We start from the raw sequence: 26,458 nt of genomic DNA, 5'->3' as shown, positions 1-26,458 counted from the left end.
GAGGATGATGACGATGTTTATTGATGTAGCTAAAATATTTGTTAAGGCTGGAAAAGGGGGCAACGGAGTTGTCGCCTGGAGAAGAGAGAAATATGAGCCTGCTGGTGGGCCATACGGTGGAGACGGAGGTAAAGGGGGCTCAATCATCCTTCATGCCGATGAAGGTATCAGGACGCTCATGGACTTCAGATATAAGAGGTCATACACAGGACAAAATGGAGAAGATGGGCGGGCAAAAAAGCAATTCGGAGCAGATGGTGAGGACATAATCCTTAAAGTACCCGTTGGAACACTTATTAAGGATGAAGAGACCGGGAAGGTAATAGTGGACCTTAAATATCCAGGGCAGGAGTTTGTGATTGCAAAAGGTGGTAAGGGTGGAAGAGGCAATGCCAGATTTGCCACAGCTACAAGACAAGCACCGGGTTTTGCTGAAGCAGGCAGGAAAGGGCAGGAAAGACATATAATTCTGGAACTGAAGCTGTTAGCTGATGTCGGGCTTATTGGGTTCCCTAATGTGGGTAAATCTACGCTTCTTTCTATAGTATCTGCAGCAAGGCCTAAGATTGCAAATTATCACTTTACAACCCTGAAGCCCAATCTTGGCGTAGTAAGGATCGCTGATGAAAAGAGCTTTGTGATTGCAGATATACCCGGCTTGATTGAAGGAGCTTCAAAGGGTGCGGGACTTGGTCATGATTTTCTAAGGCACATAGAAAGGACAAGGGTGCTTGTTCATGTTTTGGATGCTTCCGGAAGTGAGGGTAGAGATCCTATAGATGATTTTTATAAGATTAACCAGGAGCTTTCTCAATACAATGAGAAACTCATGGACAAGCCTCAAATCATTGCAGCAAATAAGACTGATATTCCAGGTGCAAAGGATTGGATAGTCAAGATCAAAGAGGAGTTTGAACCTAAGGGGATAGAAGTACACGAGATATCTGCTGCGTCCCAATCTGGGATAAGAGAACTTCTTTACTCAATTTGGGATCTTCTTGAAAAAACGGAGATCGTTTATGAGACATATGATGAGTTGCTTGAGGAAGAATATGAAGATATAAATGATGAAATAATTGTCCGTAAGGAAGAGGGAGACTATATTGTTGAGGGAGGCTTTATGGAAAGGCTGCTTCAGTCGACTTATATGGACGATAATGAGTCTCTCAAATACTTCCAAGAGATGCTGAGGAAAAAGGGAATAGTAGATGAGCTTAAAGCTCTTGGCATAACCGAAGGAGAATCGGTCTTCATTTGTGGTTATGAGTTCGAATTTTATGAATAAACGAGGAGTGAAGCAATGATAACAGGAAAACAAAGAAGCTACCTGAAAGGCATAGCCAATACCATAGACCCGATATTTCAGTTGGGTAAGAATGGATTGACGGAAAATTTCATTCGACAAGTGGATGATGCATTAAAGGCAAGAGAGATAGTTAAAATAAACGTATTGAAAAATTCAACGCTTGATCCTTCAGAGGTAGCTTCACAGCTGTCTGAGGAGTTGAATGCAGAATTTGTTCAGAGTATAGGAAGAAAGTTTGTTCTCTACAGACAATCAGAGGACAAACCTGAAATTATTCTTCCCAGATAATAATTTAGCTCCCAATAGGGGGAGGAGGGTTTAAATGGCCATAGGGGTAATGGGAGGAACATTTGATCCTATCCACATCGGGCATCTATTGATAAGTGAATATATCAGGGAGGAGTTTGGGTTGTCAAAAATTCTATTTATCCCAACCGGTGATCCCCCTCACAAGCCTGACAGGATAACACCTGCCAGAACAAGATTCGAGCTGGTCAAAAAAGCTGTTGCCGATAATATAGCCTTTGAGGTTTTGTCTATAGAAGCGGACAGACAGGGGAAAACCTACACTGTAGACACAGTATTTGAGCTTGAGAAATTATACCCGGGTGAAAGTCTTTTTTACATCATTGGGACGGATACATTGTACCAATTGAACACCTGGAAGGATCCATGGCTCCTTAAGGACAGGGTTAAATTTGTTGTCTATAATCGAGGTGGAGACAAGCTCGAGGTGGAAAGACAAATAAAATCCATAAGAGATGAGTTTGGTCTGTCATTCGTTTTAAGCAAAGGTCCAATGCTGGATATATCATCGACTGAGATAAGAAAGAGACTCGGATTAAGAAAATCGATAAAATACATGGTCCCTGATAGTATCGTTGAAGAAGTTAGGAGTATATCCATCGAGTTGGAGTTTGATTTGACTGCTATTGAGGGTATCGTCAGGGAAAGACTTGGAGAAAAAAGATTTCGTCATACCATGGGAGTTGCAAAAAAGGCGGTAGAGCTTGCAGTACGCTATGGTGCTGACAGTGACAAGGCTTATATTGCAGCATTGCTGCACGATTTGGCTAAGCCTATGGATCACGCCAGTATGTTGATGATGGCAAATGATTCTGGTATAATATTTGACAATGAAACTCTGGGAAGTACGGATTTATTACATGGAGCTATTGGGGCATATATTTCTGAAAAGGAAATCGGAATAGGGGATACTGAAATACTGGATGCCATCAGGTACCACACTACAGGGCGTCCTGATATGACAGTATTGGATAAAGTAATATATCTTGCAGACTTTATCGAACCAGGAAGGAGCTTCCCTGGAGTGGATGAAATACGGAAACTATCAATGATAGACCTTAATGAGGCTGTGATAGCAGCTTTAGAGAGTACGATCGAGCATTTGAACAGGGCTGGCAAAAAAGTTCACAGTTCGACGGTTGAGTCGAGAGATTACCTGATTATGGAGAAAAATTTGGAGATATAGATGAAAAATCAAAACATGAAGCTTTTTATTAAGTATTTTGCGTTATTTTTTACGGTATTTACACTACTGTTTTTTGCGGTCGGCTTAATCACAGAGGGCACGAGCAAAAACATGACATTCTTAATGATGGGCATCGACTCAAAGAGCTTTGCTGAGAGCAAAGGCGTAAGGTCAGATACTATCATGCTCTTTAATGTGGACAGAGGGACTGGTGAAATTTCCATCTTGTCCATACCACGGGACACGAGAACACCCATAGAAGGTAGAAAAAACAAAGAGAAGATCAACCACAGCTTCGCGTATGGCGGGCCTGAATTGACTGTAAAAACCGTTGAGAATCTTCTTGGGATAGATATAGATCATTATGTGGTGGTTGACTATCAGGTAGTATCGGAATATGTCGATTTGATTGGAGGAGTCAGGTTCAACGTCCCCATGGATATGTCTTATTCCGATCCGGTCGCAGATCCACCTTTGAAAATCGATCTTAAGGCAGGAGAACAGATTCTTGATGGTGACAAAGCCCTTCAGTATTTAAGATACAGAAAAGGCTATAAAAATGCTGATTTGGGAAGAATTGAAGCCCAGCAGTCATTCCTGAAGGAATTGATAGCTCAATCGGCCAAGCCAGGTATCGTACTAAAAATACCGGGGCTATATGGAATATACAATAGTGGGGTAAACACAGACATTCCACTGACTAAGCTTGCATTATACGGGATATCCATATTTAAATATGACCTGAGCAATTTGATCAGCGAGACTTTACCCGGCTCTCCGAAGACTATTGATGGGGTTTCTTACTACATCCATTCTGAAGAGAAAACGGCTGAGATCATACAAAGTATGATAGAAACAAATAATCAATAGATTGTTATTAATGAAAGGAGAGTGGAATAATGACAGAAATCACTAAAAAGCTTGAAATAATCAAAAAGGCTGTTGATGACAAGAAAGGGCTGGATATGGAAGTTCTGGAGGTTGGAAAGCTTACTACGATAGCTGAGTATTTTGTAATAGCAAGTGGCAACTCCTCAAGTCAGGTCTTGTCTATTGCAGATGAAATCGATGAGAAAATGTCATTGGAAGGATTTGAAACCTTGGGTACCAAGGAAGGGTACAGAAGTGCAAGGTGGATAGTTTTGGATTATGATGATGTGGTGGTACACATTTTTCATAGAGAAGAAAGGGAGTACTACAATCTTGAAAGATTGTGGTCTGAATTCGCAAGAAAGCCTAAGGAGGATTAACAGATGAAAATTGAGTATTTGGCAACAGAAAAAGCCCCAGCAGCAGTAGGTCCTTATTCGCAAGGCATAAAGGCAGGTCAATTTGTTTTCACGTCAGGGCAGCTTCCTCTTGATCCCAAAACAGGACAATTGGTGCAAGATGACATTCAAACTGCAACCAGAGTTGCTTTGGAGAATGTTAAGGCCGTATTGGCTGCTTCAGGCGCAACACTTGAGGATGTTGTAAAGGTCACAGTATTTGTAAAGGATATGAACGACTTTGGCAAGATCAATGAGGTGTACGCTGAGTTCTTCGCCAACCACAAGCCTGCAAGAAGCCTTGTGGAGGTAGCCAGACTTCCAAAGGATGGAGTAATAGAAATTGAGGCAGTTGCGGCTATAGCATAATATAAAATCACTTGAGAGTTTATTCTCAAGTGATTTTTTTAGAAACGTATTGTTGAAGGAGTTCTTCTCCTGGATTTTTTTCTCGATTTCTTCCTGTTCAATGCATAAGCTCTAAGAAGTATCAATAGACCAAATACAAAAAGATACCATTTGCTCAGAATTCTGTTATGGAGCTTAGTCATAGGATCGATCTCCACATCCGATGTGGCTATTACATTTCCTCCACCTATGATCTTCCCATTTAAAACATAATCTACCGTACCGATGATTTGTCCCTTCTCAACAGGCGCCCTCAGATCTGCAACGGGATTTATCTTTTTTTCGACCATAAAAGCATCACTACCCGAAACGGGGTAGATAACATCCCTGTCAAGAATACCTGCAACAAATGGGACAACGCCTTGTGAAACGGGAATGTTGTCAATATACTCGTTAAAATTGGCTATAGCTTTATTCTGGAAATTCGAGAATCCGTAGTTCAAAAGCTTATGTGTATCTGAATAGCTGCCATTTCCTTCTGCTTTAAGTACGGCAGCTACAAGCCTTTGATCGTTTCTTTCAGCATAAGATACAAGACAATTCATAGCCTCAGAGGTATAACCCGTTTTGATTCCGGAAGCACCTTCATACTTTGCATTAACAAGCACACCATTCACATCTATTTTCTCTGTACTGTATAGGAGCTTATTAGTTATCTTGATATATCTTGTCTCGGCCTTCTTATTTGTAGGGGGTATCTCATATGTAACGGTACTCACTATGCTTCTTATAGTCTCAAGCTCCATAGCTCTTCTGCCGATCAACGCCAGATCATGAGCCGTTGAAATATGTTCATCATTATGAAGACCGTTTGGGTTTACGAAATTTGTATCGGTCGCCCCCAATTCTCTTGCCCTTTCGTTCATCATTCTGACAAAATTATCCACGCTTCCTCCAATATGCTTTGCAATTGCAAGGGCAGCATCATTTGCAGAGGGCAGCATCATTGCATAAAGCAGCTGCTCAAGTGTAAGCTGTTCGCCAGGCTCGAGTGCTATATGGCTTCCCTTTGTCAGGCTTACGACCTCCTGGTCTACTGTTACGATATCCTGAAGATTTCCCTTTTCCACTGCTAAAATAGCCGTCATCATCTTTGTTGTACTTGCGGGATATAGCTTCATACTGCTATTATTATCATATAAGATCTTTCCTGTATCGAAATCAATGAGTATCGAGCTGGGAGCGGAAAGGCTTATATTTTCAGCGAATACTGTATATGTGTTAAGGAGAGATGCTAACACTAAAATCATGATCACAAGTTTCTTCATTATGTACACCACCGTTGATTTTTGTATTTTACAATAATAGATTATATCAGATTTTACAAAAAAACTTAACGGTGATAAGATAAATAATTATTCATGACATTAGTAATCACTAAAGGGTTTGACAGGAGGATGGATATGGATTTCTTTACAAAGAAGGAGCAAATAGCTATACTGAGTATAGCCATCATTTTGTTGGCTTATTTTGGAATTGGAGGGTATATAAGAAAAAACCAGCCAACACAACCACTGGCTTTGATTCAGTCTGAAACATCTGTTAAATATGATGAAAAAGAAGAATCGGAGGAGCCTTCGCTAATAATGGTTCATATCAGCGGGCAGGTGTATTACCCGGGAATATATGAGCTTATAAGCGGCGATCGGGTAAAGGATGCAGTTGATCTTGCAGGTGGCTTGACAAAGTCAGCTGACATTGACCGTATAAATCTTGCGAAAAAACTTAAAGATGAGGATAAGATATATATACCAGCGATCGGAGAGGAAGTTTCCCAGAACATAGAAGCCATAAATACAGGAAGCGATAATGGCTTGATAAACATTAATACCTGCAGCAAGGAGGAGCTCGACAGCCTGCCTGGAATTGGATCGGTTATAGCCGACAGGATAATTGAGTACAGGAAAAGTAGTAGGTTTGAGAGTATAGATGATATAAGGAACGTATCAGGTATTGGAGATGCTAAATTCAACGACATAAAGGACCTGATCACAGTTGACTAGGAGGAACAAATATGGAAGAAATAAGATTGACCCAATTGACGAAAAGCTCTGGGTGAGCGGCCAAAATCGGACCCGATATACTTGCACAGGTCCTGTGCAATCTACCAAAGACAAATGATGAGAACCTGTTGGTTGGAATCGACACCTCCGACGATGCAGCAGTGTATAGGATCAACGATGATCTGGCAATGATACAAACCCTGGACTTTTTTACTCCAGTGGTCGATGATCCATATACCTTTGGACTAATAGCAGCCGCGAATTCCCTGAGTGATGTTTATGCGATGGGGGGAGAACCCAGGCTGGCACTTAATATAGTTTGTTTTCCTGAATGTCTGGAGCCTTCAGTGCTTTCTGAGATACTGCGGGGCGGATATGATAAGGTAACAGAGTCAGGGGCTATACTTGTTGGGGGACATTCTGTTTCAGATGATGAACCAAAATATGGACTATCAGTTACAGGCTTTGTACATCCTGAAAGCATCAAAAAAAACAGTTCATCCAGGCCAGGTGATGTACTCGTGCTTACCAAACCCCTGGGGCTTGGTATAATAAACACGGCAATAAAGGGTGAGTTAGCAAGCGAAGAATCCTATGATAAAGCCGTCAAAGTAATGACAACTCTCAATAGGGAAGGGATGGAAGCCTTCAAAGGCCTCAGCGAAGTAAACAGCGTAACCGATATAACAGGTTTTGGGCTGTTGGGTCATTGCCTCGAAATGGCTGAGGGAAGCAACACGACAATAATTATTGAATCGAAGAAGGTGCCTTATATTGAAGAAGCCAGAGATTATGCAGAGATGGGGTTGATTCCTGCCGGAGCATACAACAACAGAAGCCACATAGGCAACAAGGTCGAGGTGGCTGCAAGTGTTCCCAGGTATCTTGAGGATATCCTGTTTGACCCCCAGACCTCAGGAGGATTGCTTATTTCAGCTTCGCCAAAAACCGCTGGGATCATTATGGATAATTTGAAGGATTCAGAAATTCCTCATGGGATAATCGGAAGAGTAGAAAATTTTACCGGAACACATCTTAAAGTAGAATAGAGAAGGGGTGACTGAGAATTGGAAACCAATTTATATACATTGATTCCCAAGGTCGACGAGATACTTGAATATGAAATAGTTAAAGAGTACCTGAACTCTTCTCCGCGGGCTGTTGTTCTTGAAGCCGTCAGAGAGGAAGCTGATGAGCTGAGAGAAGGTATAAAAAATGGTGAAAACAGGTCCTGGATTGAGGAACAGCTTGAAAAACTTGAATCATCAATTTCCTCAAGAATTGAAATGAAACTGCACTACAGCTTAAGAACAGTTGTTAATGCCACAGGTGTGGTAATCCATACAAACCTTGGCAGATCACTTATCGATAGACAAATAATGGAGCAGGTTTTAAGGACAGCAATATCATATTCCAACCTGGAATATGACCTAGACAAAGGCACCAGAGGTTCAAGGTATGATCATCTTGAACAGATTGCCGCTAAAATCGTTGGTGGGGAAGCTGCCCTAGTCGTCAACAACAATGCGGCTGCAGTCATGCTTGTTCTCTCAACTATGGCAAAAGGAAAGGAAGTTATAGTTTCCCGTGGCGAGCTGATAGAGATTGGAGGAGCCTTCAGGATCCCTGCGGTAATGGAGCAAAGCGGGGCTAAGCTAATTGAGGTTGGAACAACCAATAAAACGCATTTATGGGACTACGAGGCTGCCATAACTGAAAACACGGCTGCTATTCTGAAAGTCCATACATCAAATTACAGAATAATGGGCTTTACCTCTTCAGTTGACAGCGAGGAGCTGCTGCCGTTAAAGGAGAAGTATGGAATTCCTGTGATCGAAGATTTGGGAAGCGGCGTGCTTGTAGATCTTTCAAAATTCGGACTTTCTTACGAGCCCACAGTATCATCCTGTATAAGAAAGGGAGTAGATGTAGTGACCTTTAGCGGAGACAAGCTATTGGGAGGTCCTCAGGCAGGAGTAATTGTCGGAAGGAAGGAGTACATCGATAGAATGAAAAAAAATCCCCTTACCCGCGCCCTAAGAGTGGACAAATTTACAATATCTGCACTCGAGGCTACAATGAGGCTTTATCTGGATGAGGAAACTGCAATTAAAAGGATACCGACACTTAGAATGCTTACAATGAGTTATGCTGAAATCTCTGAGAAAGCTCAAGACCTAATGGATTTACTCAGATCATCCATAAGTGATCTTCCAGTAGCCATAAGTTTGGAGGATGATTTTTCAGAGGTAGGTGGCGGTTCTCTACCAATGGAAAGGATACCAACAAAGTGCGTTGCTTTAGAACCCTTGGCAGGCAGTGCTGTAATTCTTGAGAAAGGCTTAAGAGGCTATGAAGTGCCTGTCATATCACGAATAAGCAAAGAAAAGGTTTTGCTGGACCCAAGGACAATTCAGGAGGATGAGCTTGATATTATCAATAAAGCCCTCCTGTTTGCAGCTAGTAAGCTTAAGGAGTGTAGGTAATGAAGCACTTGATCATAGGCACTGCTGGTCACATAGACCATGGTAAAACGACATTAATCAAGGCTTTGACAGGCAGGAATACTGATCGCCTTAAAGAGGAGCAGGAAAGAGGAATATCAATAGAGCTGGGATTTACCTACTTTGATCTTCCCGGAGGGCAAAGAGCGGGGATAATTGATGTACCCGGCCATGAGAAATTCATTAGGAATATGTTAGCAGGTGTAATAGGAATAGATATTGTATTGTTGGTAGTAGCAGCAGATGAGGGTATTATGCCACAAACGGCTGAACATCTTGCAATTCTTGACCTTGTCGGCGTGAAGAGCGGGTTTGTTGTAATTACCAAATCTGATTTGGTTGATGACGAATGGCTACAGCTGGTGGAGGAGGAGATCAAGGATGAAGTAAAGGGTACCTTCCTTGAGGGAGCCTCTATAATACCAGTATCCTCAACAGAAAAAATAGGAATTAGTAATGTTATAGAAGAAATATTAAAACTATCGGAATCACTCGAGGATAAAAGCCTCGATGACATGCCAAGGCTACCGGTGGACAGGGTATTTACAATTTCAGGCTTCGGGACAGTGGTCACAGGTACCCTTCTTGCGGGGAGCCTTAAGGTAGGAGATGAGATACAGGTCTATCCAGGTGATACCATAGCAAGGATAAGATCAATTCAGGTACACGATCAGGATGCGTCAGTAGCATATGGGGGACAAAGAGTTGCTCTTAATCTTGCGGGCGTAAAAAAATCTCAGATAGACCGAGGCAGCATTGTCGCCCCAGTCAATTCAATGAGATCCACCATGATGCTTGATGTAAAAATTAAGCTATTGAGATCCTTAAGCAAGGGATTGGAGAATAGGACCAGATTAAAGCTCTATCTTGGAACAGATGAAATACTCTGCAGAGTAGTGCTTCTTGACAGAGAAGTACTTGACCCTGGGGATGAGACATACGCTCAGCTCAGGCTTGAGGAGGAGACAGTTGCAAAAATGGGTGACAGGTTCATCCTCAGATTTTATTCCCCAATGTTCACAGTTGGAGGAGGTGAGGTTCTCGAGCCAAATCCAGTGAAGAGAAAAAGGTTCGATGAGAAAAGCCTGGAAGAACTGGCGATCAAGGATCAAGGGAATTTCAGTGAAATTGTGGAGCATATAGTCGAAGAAAACAGTAGGAGCTACCACTCATTGAAGGAAATATCCAAAACGGCCTCAATGCTTGAAGAAAATCTGGAAGAGGAGATAAAAAAGCTTGAGGGAAATGGGAAGGTAATAATTTTTAGACTAAGCAAAGACATTTATCCTGTCCACAAAAAAGTATTGGATTTATTAGAGGATCAAATCATTGGTGAGCTCGAGGACTTCCATAAAAAGTTCCCGATAAGAAACGGAATGGCGAAAGAAGAGCTTAGAAGCAGGTTTCTGTCAAAAGCTAAACCAAGACTGGCTGAAGAGATACTTGATCATTTGATTACCGGTGGAAGAATCAAACAACTAAAGGATCTTGTCGCTCTTTCAGGGTTTGAACCTGAACTTAATGACAAACAGCTGGCACTTAAAAAATGGATATTGGATAGCTTTGAAAAAGCTCCATTCATGCCTCCCAAGCGTGAGGATTTACAGGTGACCACTTTGGGTACTAATGGAGAAACTGAAGAAATGATTATGTATCTCATTGGCTCAGGCGAACTGGTGAAATTGTCTGATGATCTTTTTCTTTTGCCGTCAAGCTTGGAAAAGGCTAAATCGTCATTATATGATCTTATGGCAGAGGCAGGGAATATTACTGTAGGTGGATACAGGGATATATTAAATACAAATCGCAAAGTAGCAATCGGATTGCTGGAGTATTTTGATCAAATCAAGATAACAAGACGGTCCGGAGAAAACAGGGTACTGTTTAAGTAGCCAGGGGTGAAATGATGAGCGGAAGAGTGTTGATTGTAGATACAGATAAGTCCTTTGTCAAAGGTTTGAGATATTCTCTCGAGCAAGATGAATATGTGATAGAACATGCAGGAAGTGCAGCTGCTGCAATGGAACTGTTGAACAGGAAGAATTATGATATGGTTCTCACTGAGATCGAGCTTCCTGATAGCAACGGACTCCTGTTTTGCCAGAATTTGAGAACTATTTCTGCTGTTCCACTGATATTTATAACTAATGTTGATGAGGATATAAAGAAGATCCTGGCACTTGAATATGGTGCAGACGATTACCTTGTGAAGCCCTTTAACATCCTTGAACTCAAAGCACGGATAAAGGCTGTCCTAAGGAGATATTCAAACAAGCTTCAGGAAAGTGATGGCAATGTGATCGAGATAAGAGATATCAGGATAAACACAGTAGGCAGAAAAGTAACTTGTAAAGATAAGAATATTAGCCTTACCGGTAAAGAGTTTGATCTTCTATACGTTCTGGCATCAACCCCAGGAAAGGTATATACAAGGGAAGAGCTCCTGGAAAGAGTATGGGGCTATGCATATTATGGTGACCTGAGAACGGTGGATGTCCATATAAGGAGAATACGGGAAAAGCTTGAAAAAGACCCAAAAATCTCGGAATATATAATAACGAAATGGGGAGTAGGCTACTTTTTCAGAGAAAAATAATATTGATGTTTGGATTCGAATACTGTATAATGGCTTTTGTAGCCAATGGGGGTAGAGGAGTTCTGGTGGGCTCTCTGGTCTTCAAAACCAGCGCGAGGGGTTAGGAGCCTCTTGGGTGGGTTCGATTCCCACATACTCCCGCCAAAAGTAAAAAAGCGCCGGTTAAGGCGCTATTTTTTTTGGTCCATAGCTTTCATAACCAGTTCGAGACATCTTTCCAACAGCCCATTCAGGTGGCTTGAGGAGATCGATCCTTGAACTGTATTGCTATTTCCGCCGCCTTTTATCTGATACAGGGAGGAGAGTTCCTTGTAGATATCGTTTAGCTCCAGCTCTACGTCCTTGCTCTTACTGATCATAAATTGGCTGATACTGCTACCTTCGATCCCGAATATAAGTACCAGTCTTTCGTTGGTATTTGTAAGCCAATTACCCATGTAGCTGACTTCTTTGAAATCCTTGTTGTCAAACATCTTACAGATTATTCTTCCTTCACCATGCAGCTTCGTGCCACGCAATAGATTCTCACCCTCCAGGGATAAAAGCTTCTCCTTTAACTCCTTCATATCCTTCAAAAGTGAGTTTCGCTCGTTGTAAATAGCGCTGAATCTTTCAAAGACCTGAGTATCACCTGTCGATAGAACAGCACTTATGTCCCTTACAGAGTTGAACTTATTGATGTAATCATCTACGGCTCTTTTCCCAGTCAAAAAATATATTCTTGTGTTGCCCTTATATTTTTCACTTCTGATTACTTTTAACAGCCCCAACTCGCCTGTTGCAGCAACATGTGTCCCTCCACAGGGGGAGTAATCAAATCCGTCAATCTCAACGACCCTTATATTTTTATCAACACTTGGTCTTTTTCTCACAGGAAGAAGCCTGACTTCATCTGAGGAAACCACATAGGATTTGATCCTGAAATTTGACTGGATGATCTTATTGCACAGCTGCTCAGCTCTGGTTAATTCATCCTCAGAAACATCAGGGACGTTCAAATCTATTGTAGTATACTCCTCACCCAAATGAAATCCAATGGTTTCAGCACCGAACAATCTGAAAAGAACACCTGATAAAAGGTGTTGCCCCGAGTGTTGCTGCATTAGGTCCATCCTTCGTTCACCACTTATTCTGAGATTAGCTTTTCCCAGTGCTAATCTTTCCCTGACAACATGGACCAGGTTGTCGCCATCCTCATATGTCCTAATTACATTGACACTATTTATTGTTCCATCATCGCCAGGCTGACCACCCGACATATCAGGGTAAAAAATGGAACGATCCAGGGTAACCTGAAAGCCTTCCTCATTGTTGTCAATTCTTTCTATCTTAGCGTCAGTCTCAAAAAGATACGGATTCTCCCAATACAATCTTCTGGTCAAGTTGGATTCCTCCCAAGTATTCATTCTTCAACATTTTCATTCATCAAAGCTATAGTCTGTGATATAATAGATTCTAATAATCACCTAATTTTTAATATCTTCATTATATCCTATTAAAGGATAAATATAAAGTACAGAGAGGATACATATGAAACGACCTATGATAATACCTGCTGTCGGAATAATGACAGGTATAATCTCTGCATATTATATTGATGTCGACCACAGTTTCCTTTTACTTTTGGGAACAACTGCTTTAGTCTGGATTGCATTGGGATTTATTAATAACAAAATAAGAGTTTCTGGGCTCTTAATACTCTTCGCGGTATTGGGAGCATTTATAACAAGCGAGAGACTTTCAGAGATCATTGAACTCTCTGATGCAAGGCAGTATACATTCGTCGGAACTGTTGAAGAAATATCCTCCGGATCATCCTCAACAAGATATGTTATCGATCTTGAACAGATTGAGGGTATAAAAACAGAGGGGAAGGTCTTGTTAAGGTATTATAATGAAGGTAAATCTCACGAGATCGGAGACCGATTGAAGATAAAGGGGATTGCAAAGAAACCTCTGCCTAACACTAATCCACTTTTTTTCAATTACAGGCTTCACCTTCTTACTGAAGGTATAAGCCATATAATCGATGGAGACAGATCTACAATAATCCTTGAGGGAAGATCTGAAGCTATTGGATACTGGTTAAGAAAAAATGTTGCGGAGTATATTTCGAGTGTTTATGATACTGGCCTCAGAGATGAAAATTCCAGATTGATGAAGGGAATGGTTCTTGGCAACAGCTCCTATCTTGATGAAGAAGATCTCAATTTGTACAGAAATCTGGGGATATCTCACCTGCTTGCGGTTTCAGGATTACACATCGGAATAATTGCAGGATCTCTTATATGGGTCCTTTCCAGACTAGGGGTCAAGAGATGGCTTAATATCATTTTTTCAGTTGCTATCCTATTTGTCTATGGCTATTCAATAGGATTTCCACCATCAGCTTCAAGAGGTATTGCCCTGTTTTCAATGCTTTACCTTTCAAAGCTAATAAATAGACCTGTAGATCGCTTTAATCTCCTTGCCGGTTGCATGTCTTTGCTTCAATTGTACAATCCACTTTGGATATTTAATTCCGGATTTCAGCTTTCCTTTGGTGCCACAGCTGCAATTATCCTTCTGTCAGACAGGATAAAGACCCTGATATATCCGCTAAATGGCAGGATTATCGATCCAGTTTCTGCAACAATAGCGGCAAACCTTGGGATCGCTCCCATACAGGCCTATTGGTTCAATAGTTTCCCTCTGCTGACCTTACTCTCAAATATAATTATTGTACCTCTGGCTTCAGGTTGCCTTGTCCTGGGTATAGCTTCACTTATGGTAAGCTGGCTGTTGCCGATCCTTGAATTTCTGCTCGACCTTCAAAGAAATGCAGCCATTCTGATCCAACGTATCCCATTGGATCAGATCATACTTCCAACGCCAGGGATTGCGGGATTTGTCATATATCTAACTATTCTGGCAGTATTTTTTAATTGGCGGACCGTCGAACGTTTGGATTTAAGCATCAAGAAGGCAATTTTTGTCGGACTGCTTACAATTTCGATTGCACAGTTTTTAGAAACGACTACAAATAAAGAGCTTGAGATTCATTTTATTGACGTAGGTCAGGGAGACAGTGCATTAATAAAAGGGCCATTTGGGAATTATATGATCGATGGAGGAGGTTCAAGATTAGATGACCAGGATATCGGTTCAAGGATCACTCTCCCCTATCTATTGAAAAATGGGGTGTCAAGGCTTGAAGCTGTATTTGTATCACATAATCATGAGGACCATTATAGAGGTATTCTTCCTGTAATTGACCAATTAAGTATAGGGGCAGTCTACACAAATGGAGTGTTTAATAAAGAGCTTCATGAGAAAGCGGAACAAAGAAACGTTCCAATATATGAACTGCACAATGAAATCGAGGCCGATTTGGGAGATGGTATAGTACTTAAGGTGTTGTGGCCTGAAAATAATGAATACAGGTACTTGAATGAGAATGAAAATTCACTGGTATTTCTGCTGGAATATCTTGGAAGGCGAGTATTATTTACAGGTGATATTGAAGAAATTGCAGAAAAAAAGATTGGTTCATCATATGATATAGATGTTGATGTGCTTAAAGTGCCGCATCATGGCAGCCTTACATCGAGCTCGCGCCAATTTCTGGATAAAGTAAAGCCTGAATATAGTATAATATCTGTAGGGAGAAACAATCTGTACGGTCACCCCAACCCCCAGGTCATTGATAGGCTCAGGGAGATTGGCTCTGAAGTGCACAGGACAGATGAAATGGGTATGATAAAGGTACTTATATCAAGAAATAACCTCGAAGTGATCCCGTTTGATTATGAGAGAATAAGACCCTCACTAGCAGAAGCAATCAGAGAATATTACATTGAACTGATGTTTATGGCTTTGTATTTAATAACCTCACACTATCTTGTGATAGACTACATAAGGAGACAGGGTGAAATGCAATGGATAAATTAAGTGTTAGCAGTATGGTCAGGGAAGCAGCAAGCAAGCCCATTTGTTATATTTTTGGAGAAGAGACATACCTTGTAGAAAAAGCAGCTGCTGATATAGTAACAAGTCTGCTTACACCTCAGCAGCAGACTATAAACCTGGCTTATCTGGACGGGAAAACAGCAGGTGTGGAGGATTTGGAAGCTTCATGTGAAACGCTTCCATTTCTTGCAGCAAAAAGGATTACCGTTCTAAAAAATCCATCATTCTTTCTTGAAAAGGAATCAAAGGATGATACACTTTTGAATTATTTTCTTAAGCTTGGAGACCATCAACTATTACTTCTGGTTGACTCAGAAAACGGTCTTAAGAAAAATACCAGGATATATAAACAGCTTGAAAAAAGAGGCTATACAATGGAGTTCGTAAAACTGAACTCCAACCAGCTTCAATCGTGGGCTAGACAGTCGATCGCATCCGAAGGGAAGGATATTTCCCAATCTGACCTATCCTATCTTTTGCAGTTGTCTGGTTACTTGAACAGGAACAATACGACCAATCTTTATGATCTTGAGAATGAGCTCAATAAAGTGGCCGCATATACATCTTCCAATCAGATCAGCAGGGATGATATAGACAGGGTAATGACCAGAAGTCTTGATAAAAATATTTTTGACCTTCTCGAAGCATTGGGGAGGAAGGATACAGGCAAGGCTCTTGAACTTTTTCATGAGATACAGCTGATGAATGAGCCTGTCCAAAGACTATTATTCATGATTTCCAGGCAGTTCAGATTGATCCTGGCATATACTTCCTACAGGAAGAAGGGCTATTCGGAATCGGAGATCCAGAGCAAACTACAGATCAAACCCTATGAATTCACAAGGATTAGCACTCAGGCACAAAAATTCAGTGAAGGATACCTGGAAGATATATTGGAAATGATACTTAGAACAGACAAGAGGTTTAAGACACTTCCGGTCGACCCAAAGCTTGAGATAGAGATGCTGCTTGTTTCAATTACAGACAAAAAATAAAAAAACTTCGGCGAGTCCCGAAGTTTTATTTACATAGCCTTGTTTAAAGCTTTAGTAAGCCTACTAACCTTCCTTGATGCTGCATTCATGTGTATGACGTTTTTGTGAGCCGCCTTCTTAAGCTTCTTGTCGATGACCTTCAACAATGCTCTCGCCTCTTCGTACTCACCTTTAGCTACAGCGCTGTCAAATTTTTTGATATATGTCTTAATCTCTGATTTTCTACTTTTATTAAGTGCAGTTCTCTTCCTGGTTACCAGGATTCTTTTCTCAGCAGATTTGATATTCGCCACAATTTCACCTCCTCTAATCTAACAAAGGATATTGTACCACGGAGTAATTTAAAAAGCAATAAAAAATAATAGTAAATACCCACACGCAATGCATTCTCCCATGCTTTTAGGATAAATCCTTATACAATAATGATACCACACAAATGCCAGTCTTGTCAGCAAGACATACTTTTAATTGATTTCAGAGCTTTTAGTGGTATAATATTTCTGTAGCACTTAAGATTCATCGGTTGAGGCCTGGGGACTTCAGGTCTGAAAGGAGTATCAACATGGAAGAAGAAGTTAAAAAGAAAAGTGAGGCTATTGAATGGATCAGAAGCATCATTGCTGCTATCGTGATAGCTTTGGTAATAAAGACCTTTGTGTTTAATACGACTTATGTTCTTGGAAATTCAATGTACCCAACACTTCATGAAAGGGACAGGCTTTTTGCTTTAAAGGTACCACTATATTTCAATGGACCAAACAGAGGAGACATAATAGTATTGGAGGCTCCAGACAGCCCCGATAAAGACTATATAAAAAGAGTGGTCGGTATTTCTGGTGATACGATCGAAATCGAGGACGGAAAGGTCTATCTGAACGGAGAGCTTCTCCATGAGGACTATCTTCAGGGAGACCCATACACCCACATATACAATGAAAGCATTTGGGTAGTTCCTGAGGGTGAGGTTTTCGTGCTGGGTGACAACAGAGAAGAGGGAGCGAGTAAGGACAGTAGGTATTTCGGCACCATATCTCTTGACACAGTCAAAGGTGTAACCGATTTCAGGTACTTTCCCCTAGACGAAAGATTTGGAAAGATTAAATAGCCTCCCTTTATCAGGGAGGATTTTTATCGATAGCTTCAGGAGGAATGTTAATGAACAGTAAAAAAGAGAAGATAAGAAATTTTTCAATCATTGCTCATATAGACCATGGTAAGTCCACTTTGGCGGATCGTCTTATCGAAATGACAGGGATGCTGACATCCAGAGAGATGCAGTCTCAGGTTCTGGATAAAATGGATCTGGAGAGAGAGAGGGGAATCACAATCAAGCTAAAGGCTGTCAGGCTGGTCCATAAGGCCAGTGATGGACAGGAGTACATACTAAACCTAATCGACACACCTGGACATGTAGATTTCAACTATGAGGTATCAAGATCTTTGGCTGCATGCGAGGGTGCAGTACTTGTAGTTGATGCAACACAGGGTGTGGAGGCACAGACTCTTGCCAATGTATACCTTGCGATCGAGCAGGATCTTGAAATAGTACCTGTAATCAATAAAATTGATTTACCGAGTGCAAGACCTGAAGAGGCAATCAGGGAAATTGAGGATATCATCGGTATAGAGGGGCATGATGCTCCCCAAATCTCAGCCAAGGACGGACTTAACATTGATCAGGTGTTAGATGCAATAGTTAAGAAGGTGCCTTCGCCATCCGGGGATGAGAATGCCCCTTTGAAAGCCCTGATATTCGATAGCTATTATGACAGCTATAAGGGAGTAACATGCTACATACGGGTATTCGATGGTGTAGTTAAGCCAGGTATGATGATAAGGATGATGAATACAGGAAAGTCCTTTGAGGTTACTGAGGTAGGCATAAACACAAGTAAACACATTCCAATGGAAAGCCTTCAGGCGGGAGAGGTAGGTTATCTGACAGCCAGTATAAAAAACGTAAAGGAAGCCAGAGTTGGTGACACGATCACAGATGACTCAAGGCCTGCTTCTCAGCCGCTCCCAGGCTATAAGAAGGTTATTCCGATGGTTTATTGCGGTATTTATCCTGCAGAGGGAGAAGACTTTAACACAGTCAGAGACGCACTTGAAAAGCTTCAGGTGAACGATGCGGCGTTGGTGTTTGAACCAGAGACATCAGTAGCTTTAGGCTTTGGATTCAGATGCGGCTTTCTTGGACTGCTCCATATGGAGATAATTCAGGAGAGGCTTGAAAGAGAGTTTGACCTCAATATAATAACAACAGCACCAAGTGTTATTTACAGAGTAACCAAGAAAAATGGGGATTTTCTTGAAATCCAAAACCCATCAAACCTCCCTCCGGCTGCCGAGATAGAATATATGGAAGAGCCTATAGTCAGCGCCTCCATAATGACTCCCACTGAGTATGTAGGAGCAATAATGGAGCTGTGTCAAAATAAAAGAGGAAGCTATCTGAATATGGAGTATCTCGAGGAGAAAAGAGTCGTGCTGCACTATGAGCTTCCATTAAATGAAGTAATTTATGACTTTTTCGATGCTCTCAAATCCAAGACAAGAGGTTATGCCTCCTTCGGCTACGAGCTGAAAGGCTATAAGAAGAGTGAATTGGTTAAAATGGATATTCTCATCAACAGTGAGCTGGTCGATGCCTTTTCACTGATAGTCCACGAAGAGAAAGCATATGAAAGAGGGCGAAATATAGCCGAGAGGCTTGTCGATGTTATCCCAAGGCATCAGTTTGCTGTACCGATTCAGGCTGCAATCGGCTCCAAGATAATCGCCAGAGAGACTATAAGGGCACTTAGAAAAGACGTTCTTGCAAAATGCTATGGAGGAGACATATCCAGGAAGAGAAAGCTTCTCGAAAAGCAAAAGGAAGGTAAGAAGAGAATGCGCCAGATAGGATCAGTTGAGGTTCCTCAGGAGGCTTTTCTAACTGTGCTGAAATACGACGAAAGAAAGTAAAAGACAAAAAGTGCACACGATGTGTGCATTTTTGATTGGAGAGATATCAATGGAAAATGCCGGCATCTATATACACATTCCCTTTTGCTTAAGTAAGTGCAGCTACTGTGATTTTACATCAGTACCATTGAATGATACCGTGGGGAGATATGTTTCATCTTTACTGAAGGAGCTGCAAATTAAAGCTCATATCCTTAGAGACTATAATATTGATACCATATTCATAGGAGGGGGAACACCTTCAGCTATAGAATCTGAGCACATAGGCAATATAATAAAAACAGTCTATGATTGCTTTGCTGTGGCAAAAAATGCAGAAATAACCATAGAGGTCAACCCGGGCACGGTAGATAAATACAAAGCTGAATCCTATAATTACTTAGGGATAAATAGAATAAGCATGGGAATACAAAGTTTTGATGATCGCTTACTGGGTTGTCTTGGAAGGGCCCATACAGGAGAGAATGCGATTAACACAGTAAAGATACTGAAGGATTCGGGATTCAATAATATAAATGGAGATTTTATATTTGGACAACCAGGTCAAACGCTTGAATCATTCCTCAATGACCTTAAGACAGCTTCAGAACTTGGCTTATCCCACATTTCAATGTACGGCCTGATAATTGAGGATGGTACCTTGATGAAAAGGTGGCTTGATGAGGGTTTCGTAAAACTACCGGACGAAGACCTTGAAAGAGAGATGTATCACCAAGGGATAAGACTGCTTTCAATGGAAAAGTATCACCAGTACGAGATATCGAATCTCTCAAGGGAAGGAATGGAGTGCAGGCATAATATCGGTTACTGGAGGCTTAAGCCCTACATCGGAGCAGGATTGTCAGCCCATTCAAACATAGGGTCAAAGAGATTTTGGAACACTTCGAGCTTTGCAGAGTACTTTAAAAAGATTGAAGGGTGTGAAATGCCTGTGGAGGACGAGGAAAACCTTGATTCTGAAACAAGAGCTTCAGAGTACATAATCCTGGGGCTTAGAATGAATGAGGGAATTGATTATGTTGAGTTCGAGAATAGATTTGGCTTTGATGCGAAGAAAAGATTCGGGGCAGTTATAGATAAGCATAGGAGAGGAGGACTTCTGACCAAATCCAATACACATCTAAGACTTACCAAAAGGGGGATGGACCTTAGTAATATTGTGGAAATCGATTTTCTGCCATAGGACAAAAAGTATTGACAAAGCCGTGCAGGGATGATAATTTATTAATAGGATTAGCACTCTACATCTATGAGTGCTAACAATCATCCAAGTAAAGCAAGGGGTGGGATATATGTTGGATGAACGAAAATTTAAAGTACTTTACGCAATAATTGACAGCTATATTTCATCAGCTGAGCCAATAGGCTCCAGGACGATTTCCAAATACTATGATTTGGGGGTAAGCCCGGCAACCATCAGAAATGAAATGAGCGACCTTGAAGAACTCGGATTTCTTAATAAAACTCATACATCTTCCGGAAGAGTTCCTTCTGATAAGGCATATAGACTGTATGTTGATTCCCTTATCCGACAAAATGACGTTGACCTTGATAAGAAATGGAAGACAGAAATCAGGAAAGCCCTGGTAAAGGAAAGCAAAGAGATGGATCAATTGATCCAGAATGCTGCCAGAATTTTGTCAAGAATCACAAGATATACATCTTTGGCCATATCTCCACAGCTAAAAGAAACCAAAATAAAGCACATCCAGCTATTGCCAATCGGTGAAACTCAAATCCTGTTGATACTGGTGAACGAGTCGGGAGTAGTCAAAAATGCAGTTTTTAAACTCACCAAGAGTATCCCGGAACATCAAATATCTGAAATCTCAAATATCCTCAATGACAGGCTTAAGAACAGGACATTCCATGCAATAAACAGAGAACTTGCAATTGAAATATTCGATGAGTTTAGACAATACAAGGAGGAGCTTCAGAGGTTGCTGCCGTTCATTGGCAAATCAGTTGATCACATAGAGACCACCGATCTATATGCAGATGGTCTGACTCAACTGTTGAACTATCCTGAGTACAAGGATATAGATAAAGTAAGGTCGATTATTTCAACAATCGAGGATAAGGATAAGCTTATTGAGATTATGGCCGAGAGTGCTTTATCCAGCGACATAGATGTGAGAATAGGGCAAGAAAATGTATATGCTCCACTCAAGGATTGCAGCATAATAACTACGACTTATAAGCTTAATGGCGAAACAATCGGGAGAATCGGAATAATAGGTCCTACACGGATGGATTATGCTAAGCTGATTGCTACACTTAAGATATTCTCAGATAATATTTCTGAGATTTTAAACAATCACAACACAACAGGCAAGAGGTGATATAGATGACGGATAAAGAGTTTGAAACTAATGAAACAGAGCTATCCAATGAGGAAAATACCAATGAGGGAAATACCGATGAGGAAAAAGCCGATGAGGAAAAAGCCGAATATACTGAAGAAATGGGGGAGGAAGTGAAAAAGAAAGACTTTGAAGCGCTTCTCGAGATAAAGGAAAACGAGATTGCCGACCTGGAAAATAAGCTTGCCAGACTTCAAGCTGATTTTCAAAACTATAAGAAAAGGTCAGACAGGGAAAGAGAACAGTCTGTAAGCTATGGAGTGGAAGCGGTCATATTAGATTTACTTCCGGTAGTTGATAACTTTCAAAGGGCAATTTTAACCTGTGAAGATAAAACCAACGGATTCTATCAGGGAGTCGAAATGATAGAAAAGCAGCTCCTGGATTTGCTCTCAAGCAATTCCGTACAGGAGATCCCTGCGCTTGGTGAAAAGTTTGACCCGAATCTTCACCATGCGGTCTCAGTTGTGGAATCTGACATTGATTCCGAAACAGTGATTGAGGTACTTCAGAAGGGCTATATTTTTAAGGACAAGGTAATCAGACCAGCGATGGTAATCGTATCTAAATAATAAGGAGGAAATAAAATGGGAAAAATAATAGGAATCGACTTAGGTACCACCAACTCAGCAGTTGCCGTTATGGAGGGTGGAGAGGCAATAATAATTCCTAATATAGAGGGTAACAGAACAACGCCTTCCATAGTTGCTTTCACAAAAGATGGGGAAAGATTGGTAGGTGAAACTGCCAAGAGACAAGCAATCACTAATCCTGAAAGAACGATCCAATCGATCAAAAGACAAATGGGAAGTGACCACAAGGTAAATATAGACGGCAAGAGTTATAGCCCTGAAGAGATTTCAGCTATGATACTTCAAAAGATCAAAGCTGACGCAGAAAGCTATTTGGGTGAAACTGTTACAGATGCCGTAATCACTGTTCCAGCTTACTTTACTGACAGTCAGAGACAGGCAACAAAGGATGCAGGCAAAATTGCAGGCCTGAATGTAAAAAGGATAATCAACGAGCCTACTGCAGCAGCACTGGCATATGGACTTGACAAGGAGCATGGTCAACACAAGATAATGGTATTTGACCTTGGAGGCGGAACCTTCGACGTTTCCATACTTGAGCTTGGGGATGGTGTATTTGAGGTATTGGCTACAAGAGGAAACAACCACCTCGGCGGGGACGACTTCGACGAAAGGCTGATCGATTATATAGCAGAGCAGTTTAAAAGAGAAAGTGGAGTGGATCTTAAGGCCGACAGGATGGCACTGCAGAGGCTCAAGGAAGCTGCTGAAAAAGCGAAGAAGGAGCTTTCTACAACAAAATCATCAAATATAAATCTTCCATTCATCACAGCCACCAGTGCAGGACCTTTGCACCTTAATATGGACATAACAAGAGCTAAATTTGATGAACTAACAGCAGATCTGGTTGCAAAGACAATCGAGCCAGTGAAACAGGCTCTCCAGGATGCTGGAATTACCGCTTCTGACGTAGAAAAGGTTCTTCTTGTAGGTGGATCAACAAGGATACCCGCTGTACAGGACGCAGTTAGAAAGCTTATAGGCAAGGAGCCTCAAAAAGACATAAATCCGGATGAAAGCGTTGCAATAGGGGCTGCAATCCAAGGTGGAGTTTTAAGTGGAGAAGTCAAGGATCTTCTGTTGTTGGACGTAACTCCGCTTTCTCTGGGAATCGAGACTCTGGGTGGAGTAACCACAAGGCTTATCGAGAGAAACACAACGATACCCACAAAAAAATCACAGGTGTTTACTACCGCAGCTGACAGTCAGACATCAGTAGATATTCATGTTCTGCAGGGAGAGAGACAAATGGCAGCTGATAACGTGACCTTGGGGAAATTCCAGCTTACAGGCATCCCACCGGCACCAAGAGGTATACCTCAGATCGAAGTTACCTTTGACATAGACGCAAACGGTATAGTTAACGTCAGCGCTAAGGATCTTGGAACAGGAAAAGAACAAAGGATCACTATAACTGCTTCAACCAAGCTGTCAGAGGATGAGATAAATCAAAAGATAAAAGAAGCAGAGAGATACGCAGAAGAAGACAAGAAGAAAAAAGAGAACATCGAATTAAGAAATAATGGCGATTCAATCGTATATCAGACCGAAAAGACATTAAAGGATCTCGAAGGTAAGATTTCCGATGCAGAAAAGGGCAAAGTAGTTGAAAAACTGGACTCACTTAAGAAAGCACTTGAGGGAGACGATTATGAGCTGATAAAGACCAAAACTGATGAACTGACACACGAATTCCATGCAATTTCACAAAAACTGTACGAGCAGGCGCAGGGTCAAACGCAGTCACCTGAAGGTGGAAGCTCCAATGAAGATGTTGTTGATGCTGATTATGAGGTAGTTGACGAGGAATAATTATTACAAAGCCAAGCCCAGGGCTTGGCTTTGAACGATTGATATGGAGGCTGGTGTGAGACAGTGAGGGATTACTATGATATCCTTGAGGTGAGCAAGGATGCAGGACAAGATGAAATTAAAAAAGCCTACAGAAGACTGGCAAAGAAGTATCACCCCGACCTCAATCCCAATGATCCAGAGGCTGAGCAAAAATTCAAAGAGGTCAATTCAGCTTATGAAATTCTGAGTGATGAGGAAAAAAGATCCAGATATGACAGGTTTGGACATGCAGGAGTTGATCCTCAGGCATCAGGTGGAGCTGGCTTTGGAGGATTTGGAGATATATTTGACGATATATTCGACATATTTGGAGGAGGATTTTCAAGAGGTTCAGCTTCGAGACGATCAGGCCCGGTGAGGGGTGGAGATGTAAAACAAAGCATTGTCATAGAGTTTAAGGAGGCTGTGTTTGGAGTCGAGAAGGAGATCCAGACCAGAAGATTTGAGACCTGCTCTACCTGTGAGGGTTCGGGGGCAAAGCCGGGAACTGAAAAAAAGACCTGTAGCAAATGCCATGGATCAGGAGAAGTAAGGTATGCACAAAGGACTCCTTTTGGACAATTTATGCAGGTAGGCACCTGTGATCAGTGCGGAGGATCGGGTCATGTTATCGATGAGCCCTGCGAGACCTGTAAAGGAAGCGGGAAGGAAATCAAAACAAGAAAGATAAATGTTAAGATCCCTGCTGGAGTTGACAGTGATTCAATAATCTCAGTACGTGGAGAAGGCCACCATGGTGAAAAGGGTGGGCCACCTGGAGATCTTCACATCTATGTTACAGTAAAAGAAGATCCGGTATTTAAACGTGAAGGCAACGATGTGTTCGTTACAATCCCAATATCCTACACTCAGGCAGTTCTGGGAACGGAAATCAAGGTTCCGATCCTGGATGGGTATCAGGATTATACTATTCCCGAAGGCACTCAGCCCGGGACTATCTTCAGGCTTAAAAATCAGGGAGTACCAAACGTCAGAGGTCTTGGAAGGGGAGATCTTTTCCTGACAGTTGATGTAACCATTCCAAAAGATCTTAACGACAAGCAAAGGGAGCTTTTGATCCAATTTTCAAAAGAAATGGGTGAGCAGTACAGTTCTCCGCCTAAGAAGAAGTTTTTTGACAAAGTAAAGGATGTATTAAAGTAATACAAGCCTTATCCCTCTCAAAGAGATGGATAAGGTTTTCTTTTGTAGAAAATTCCATCATAATGATATATAATTGTCTGAGAAAATTAAAGGATGTGATCTTTTGAATTGGATAGAGGTCAAAATAAAAACAAAACAGGAAAATGAAGATATAGTAAGTCATATTCTTTACGAAAATGGGGCAAATGGACTGGCTATAGAGGACCCGCGGGATATAACAGCACTTTCGAAAAGGGAAGAGGATTGGGATTTTATTGACCCACAGCTCATAAAAATTGATGAAGAAGGGATAGTACTTAAGGCTTATTTTTCAGAGGAAGAGGACATTGCAGCAATAACCGGGAAAATAATTGAACTGATCGAAGCTCAAGGATTGGGAGAAATCCTTCTGTCTGAGGTGGATGAGAGTGATTGGGCTGAGAATTGGAAGAAATATTACAAGACAACCAGGATCGGTAAGAGCATAGTTATTAAGCCAAGCTGGGAAACATTTGAACCTGAAGCCGGTGATATCGTCATACAGCTTGATCCGGGTATGGCCTTTGGAACAGGCTCTCATGAGACAACTGCAATGTGCACAGAGGCTCTCGAGAGGTATGTTAGCCCTGGGACAACTGTTTTTGACGTAGGTTGTGGCAGCGGGATATTGTCAGTAGTTGCAGCAAAGCTTGGTGCAGAAAGAGTTCTTGGAATCGATCTGGATCCAATGTGCGTTAAGATCAGTAAAGAAAACTTTCAAATAAACCAAGTGGAGGACAAGGCGGAGGCTATCCACGGTAATCTGCTGGACATGGTGGATGAGAAAGCTGATATAATTGTAGCAAACATAATAGCTGAGATTGTCGCAGGACTTGTACCTCAACTAAAAAGCTTCCTGAAGGATAACGGGCTCATAATAGCATCTGGGATAATCGACGAAAAGCTTCATTTAGTCGAAGATGCCCTGGTCAAGTCAGGGTATTCCATACTGGATTCGAGGAGCCTCAACGGTTGGTGTGCTGTTGTTGCAAAGAGGTGA

24 protein-coding genes and 1 tRNA gene are annotated in these 26,458 nt (G+C 41.5%); 22 read left to right on the top strand and 3 right to left on the bottom strand.

Annotation, left to right across the window (positions count from 1 at the left end; genetic code table 11):
* The first annotated feature begins 13 nt into the window (after positions 1 to 13).
* From obgE to EC328_RS06610, 6 genes are read left to right on the top strand one after another with little or no spacing between them, the layout of a single operon-like run.
* Positions 14 to 1,285, top strand: coding sequence for a GTPase ObgE (obgE, locus tag EC328_RS06635; RefSeq protein ID WP_128426067.1), 1,272 nt, complete (start codon positions 14 to 16; stop codon positions 1,283 to 1,285).
* 15 nt (positions 1,286 to 1,300) lie between these two features.
* On the top strand, positions 1,301 to 1,594 hold the full coding sequence (gene yhbY / locus EC328_RS06630; protein ID WP_128426066.1) for a ribosome assembly RNA-binding protein YhbY: 294 nt from the start codon (positions 1,301 to 1,303) through the stop codon (positions 1,592 to 1,594).
* Between the two features lie 34 nt (positions 1,595 to 1,628).
* Positions 1,629 to 2,798: a nicotinate-nucleotide adenylyltransferase gene (gene nadD / locus EC328_RS11510; protein WP_164906054.1), complete on the top strand. Its 1,170-nt coding sequence runs from the start codon at positions 1,629 to 1,631 to the stop codon at positions 2,796 to 2,798.
* A complete protein-coding gene (locus EC328_RS06620) occupies positions 2,799 to 3,668 on the top strand; it encodes an LCP family protein (RefSeq protein WP_240671459.1) in 870 nt (289 codons plus the stop codon).
* A 29-nt stretch (positions 3,669 to 3,697) separates the two neighbouring features.
* Entirely contained in the window at positions 3,698 to 4,048 is a 351-nt protein-coding gene (gene rsfS, locus EC328_RS06615) for a ribosome silencing factor (protein ID WP_128426065.1), read from the top strand.
* A 3-nt stretch (positions 4,049 to 4,051) separates the two neighbouring features.
* On the top strand, positions 4,052 to 4,435 hold the full coding sequence (locus EC328_RS06610; protein ID WP_128426064.1) for a RidA family protein: 384 nt from the start codon (positions 4,052 to 4,054) through the stop codon (positions 4,433 to 4,435).
* Between the two features lie 38 nt (positions 4,436 to 4,473).
* On the opposite strand, the gene EC328_RS06605 is transcribed toward EC328_RS06610, so the two are convergent.
* On the bottom strand, positions 4,474 to 5,742 hold the full coding sequence (locus tag EC328_RS06605) for a D-alanyl-D-alanine carboxypeptidase family protein (protein ID WP_128426063.1): 1,269 nt from the start codon (positions 5,740 to 5,742) through the stop codon (positions 4,474 to 4,476).
* A gap of 135 nt (positions 5,743 to 5,877) precedes the next feature.
* Here EC328_RS06605 and EC328_RS06600 point away from each other — a divergent pair, with 135 nt between their 5' ends.
* From EC328_RS06600 to EC328_RS06575, 6 genes are all read left to right on the top strand, one after another.
* Positions 5,878 to 6,477 carry a helix-hairpin-helix domain-containing protein gene (locus tag EC328_RS06600; protein WP_164906053.1) on the top strand — a complete coding sequence of 200 codons (600 nt, stop codon included), beginning with the start codon at positions 5,878 to 5,880 and terminating at the stop codon, positions 6,475 to 6,477.
* A gap of 11 nt (positions 6,478 to 6,488) precedes the next feature.
* On the top strand, positions 6,489 to 7,526 hold the full coding sequence (gene selD / locus EC328_RS06595) for a selenide, water dikinase SelD (protein ID WP_128426061.1): 1,038 nt from the start codon (positions 6,489 to 6,491) through the stop codon (positions 7,524 to 7,526).
* An 18-nt stretch (positions 7,527 to 7,544) separates the two neighbouring features.
* Positions 7,545 to 8,963 carry an L-seryl-tRNA(Sec) selenium transferase gene (gene selA, locus EC328_RS06590; RefSeq protein WP_206363822.1) on the top strand — a complete coding sequence of 473 codons (1,419 nt, stop codon included), beginning with the start codon at positions 7,545 to 7,547 and terminating at the stop codon, positions 8,961 to 8,963.
* Positions 8,963 to 10,873, top strand: a complete 1,911-nt coding sequence (selB, locus tag EC328_RS06585; RefSeq protein ID WP_128426060.1) for a selenocysteine-specific translation elongation factor — start codon at positions 8,963 to 8,965, stop codon at positions 10,871 to 10,873. Before selA ends, selB begins: the two co-directional genes overlap by 1 nt.
* Before the next feature lie 14 nt (positions 10,874 to 10,887).
* Positions 10,888 to 11,577, top strand: a complete 690-nt coding sequence (locus EC328_RS06580) for a response regulator transcription factor (protein WP_128426059.1) — start codon at positions 10,888 to 10,890, stop codon at positions 11,575 to 11,577.
* A gap of 47 nt (positions 11,578 to 11,624) precedes the next feature.
* Positions 11,625 to 11,721 (top strand) — tRNA-Sec (locus tag EC328_RS06575).
* 26 nt (positions 11,722 to 11,747) lie between these two features.
* Here the strand turns inward: EC328_RS06575 and EC328_RS06570 are convergent.
* Complete coding sequence (locus EC328_RS06570) at positions 11,748 to 12,959, bottom strand: alanyl-tRNA editing protein (protein ID WP_164906052.1); 1,212 nt, start codon at positions 12,957 to 12,959, stop codon at positions 11,748 to 11,750.
* A gap of 148 nt (positions 12,960 to 13,107) precedes the next feature.
* On the opposite strand from EC328_RS06570, the gene EC328_RS06565 reads away from it, so the two are divergent.
* Both EC328_RS06565 and holA read left to right on the top strand, forming a co-directional pair.
* On the top strand, positions 13,108 to 15,507 hold the full coding sequence (locus EC328_RS06565; protein WP_128426057.1) for a DNA internalization-related competence protein ComEC/Rec2: 2,400 nt from the start codon (positions 13,108 to 13,110) through the stop codon (positions 15,505 to 15,507).
* Complete coding sequence (gene holA, locus EC328_RS06560) at positions 15,495 to 16,520, top strand: DNA polymerase III subunit delta (RefSeq protein WP_128426056.1); 1,026 nt, start codon at positions 15,495 to 15,497, stop codon at positions 16,518 to 16,520. Before EC328_RS06565 ends, holA begins: the two co-directional genes overlap by 13 nt.
* A 29-nt stretch (positions 16,521 to 16,549) precedes the next feature.
* Here holA and rpsT read toward each other — a convergent pair whose 3' ends face one another.
* Entirely contained in the window at positions 16,550 to 16,813 is a 264-nt protein-coding gene (rpsT, locus tag EC328_RS06555; protein WP_128426055.1) for a 30S ribosomal protein S20, read from the bottom strand.
* A gap of 269 nt (positions 16,814 to 17,082) precedes the next feature.
* On the opposite strand from rpsT, the gene lepB reads away from it, so the two are divergent.
* From lepB to prmA, 8 genes are all read left to right on the top strand, one after another.
* Positions 17,083 to 17,625, top strand: coding sequence for a signal peptidase I (gene lepB / locus EC328_RS06550; protein WP_128426054.1), 543 nt, complete (start codon positions 17,083 to 17,085; stop codon positions 17,623 to 17,625).
* Positions 17,626 to 17,675: 50 nt separating this feature from the next.
* Positions 17,676 to 19,487, top strand: a complete 1,812-nt coding sequence (gene lepA / locus EC328_RS06545) for a translation elongation factor 4 (RefSeq protein WP_128426053.1) — start codon at positions 17,676 to 17,678, stop codon at positions 19,485 to 19,487.
* A 49-nt stretch (positions 19,488 to 19,536) separates the two neighbouring features.
* Positions 19,537 to 20,670: a radical SAM family heme chaperone HemW gene (gene hemW, locus EC328_RS06540; protein ID WP_164906051.1), complete on the top strand. Its 1,134-nt coding sequence runs from the start codon at positions 19,537 to 19,539 to the stop codon at positions 20,668 to 20,670.
* Positions 20,671 to 20,779: 109 nt separating this feature from the next.
* Complete coding sequence (gene hrcA / locus EC328_RS06535) at positions 20,780 to 21,829, top strand: heat-inducible transcriptional repressor HrcA (RefSeq protein ID WP_128426051.1); 1,050 nt, start codon at positions 20,780 to 20,782, stop codon at positions 21,827 to 21,829.
* A gap of 5 nt (positions 21,830 to 21,834) precedes the next feature.
* On the top strand, positions 21,835 to 22,422 hold the full coding sequence (gene grpE, locus EC328_RS06530) for a nucleotide exchange factor GrpE (protein WP_128426050.1): 588 nt from the start codon (positions 21,835 to 21,837) through the stop codon (positions 22,420 to 22,422).
* Between the two features lie 15 nt (positions 22,423 to 22,437).
* Positions 22,438 to 24,255, top strand: coding sequence for a molecular chaperone DnaK (gene dnaK / locus EC328_RS06525; protein WP_128426049.1), 1,818 nt, complete (start codon positions 22,438 to 22,440; stop codon positions 24,253 to 24,255).
* 63 nt (positions 24,256 to 24,318) lie between these two features.
* Entirely contained in the window at positions 24,319 to 25,440 is a 1,122-nt protein-coding gene (dnaJ, locus tag EC328_RS06520) for a molecular chaperone DnaJ (RefSeq protein ID WP_128426048.1), read from the top strand.
* Between the two features lie 103 nt (positions 25,441 to 25,543).
* Positions 25,544 to 26,458: a 50S ribosomal protein L11 methyltransferase gene (gene prmA / locus EC328_RS06515; protein WP_128426047.1), complete on the top strand. Its 915-nt coding sequence runs from the start codon at positions 25,544 to 25,546 to the stop codon at positions 26,456 to 26,458.

Origin of the sequence: Gudongella oleilytica, from assembly GCF_004101785.1 — a bacterium.
In the GTDB taxonomy this organism is placed as follows: domain Bacteria; phylum Bacillota; class Clostridia; order Tissierellales; family Tissierellaceae; genus Gudongella; species Gudongella oleilytica.
The sequence above is the reverse complement of the archived record's forward strand: the minus strand, read 5'-3'. Positions and strand labels throughout refer to the sequence as shown.

What these genes read in the sequence shown, in the direction of transcription:
- EC328_RS06600 (WP_164906053.1), top strand. Translation starts at nt 5,878, where the DNA reads ATGGATTTCTTTACAAAGAAGGAGCAAATAGCTATACTGAGTATAGCC.
- selB (WP_128426060.1), top strand. Translation starts at nt 8,963, where the DNA reads ATGAAGCACTTGATCATAGGCACTGCTGGTCACATAGACCATGGTAAA.
- obgE (WP_128426067.1), top strand. Translation starts at nt 14, where the DNA reads ATGTTTATTGATGTAGCTAAAATATTTGTTAAGGCTGGAAAAGGGGGC.
- nadD (WP_164906054.1), top strand. Translation starts at nt 1,629, where the DNA reads ATGGCCATAGGGGTAATGGGAGGAACATTTGATCCTATCCACATCGGG.
- EC328_RS06620 (WP_240671459.1), top strand. Translation starts at nt 2,799, where the DNA reads ATGAAAAATCAAAACATGAAGCTTTTTATTAAGTATTTTGCGTTATTT.
- lepA (WP_128426053.1), top strand. Translation starts at nt 17,676, where the DNA reads ATGAACAGTAAAAAAGAGAAGATAAGAAATTTTTCAATCATTGCTCAT.
- EC328_RS06580 (WP_128426059.1), top strand. Translation starts at nt 10,888, where the DNA reads ATGAGCGGAAGAGTGTTGATTGTAGATACAGATAAGTCCTTTGTCAAA.
- lepB (WP_128426054.1), top strand. Translation starts at nt 17,083, where the DNA reads ATGGAAGAAGAAGTTAAAAAGAAAAGTGAGGCTATTGAATGGATCAGA.
- rsfS (WP_128426065.1), top strand. Translation starts at nt 3,698, where the DNA reads ATGACAGAAATCACTAAAAAGCTTGAAATAATCAAAAAGGCTGTTGAT.
- hemW (WP_164906051.1), top strand. Translation starts at nt 19,537, where the DNA reads ATGGAAAATGCCGGCATCTATATACACATTCCCTTTTGCTTAAGTAAG.
- dnaK (WP_128426049.1), top strand. Translation starts at nt 22,438, where the DNA reads ATGGGAAAAATAATAGGAATCGACTTAGGTACCACCAACTCAGCAGTT.
- EC328_RS06605 (WP_128426063.1), bottom strand. Translation starts at nt 5,742, where the DNA reads ATGAAGAAACTTGTGATCATGATTTTAGTGTTAGCATCTCTCCTTAAC.
- holA (WP_128426056.1), top strand. Translation starts at nt 15,495, where the DNA reads ATGGATAAATTAAGTGTTAGCAGTATGGTCAGGGAAGCAGCAAGCAAG.
- yhbY (WP_128426066.1), top strand. Translation starts at nt 1,301, where the DNA reads ATGATAACAGGAAAACAAAGAAGCTACCTGAAAGGCATAGCCAATACC.
- grpE (WP_128426050.1), top strand. Translation starts at nt 21,835, where the DNA reads ATGACGGATAAAGAGTTTGAAACTAATGAAACAGAGCTATCCAATGAG.
- EC328_RS06565 (WP_128426057.1), top strand. Translation starts at nt 13,108, where the DNA reads ATGAAACGACCTATGATAATACCTGCTGTCGGAATAATGACAGGTATA.
- hrcA (WP_128426051.1), top strand. Translation starts at nt 20,780, where the DNA reads ATGTTGGATGAACGAAAATTTAAAGTACTTTACGCAATAATTGACAGC.
- EC328_RS06610 (WP_128426064.1), top strand. Translation starts at nt 4,052, where the DNA reads ATGAAAATTGAGTATTTGGCAACAGAAAAAGCCCCAGCAGCAGTAGGT.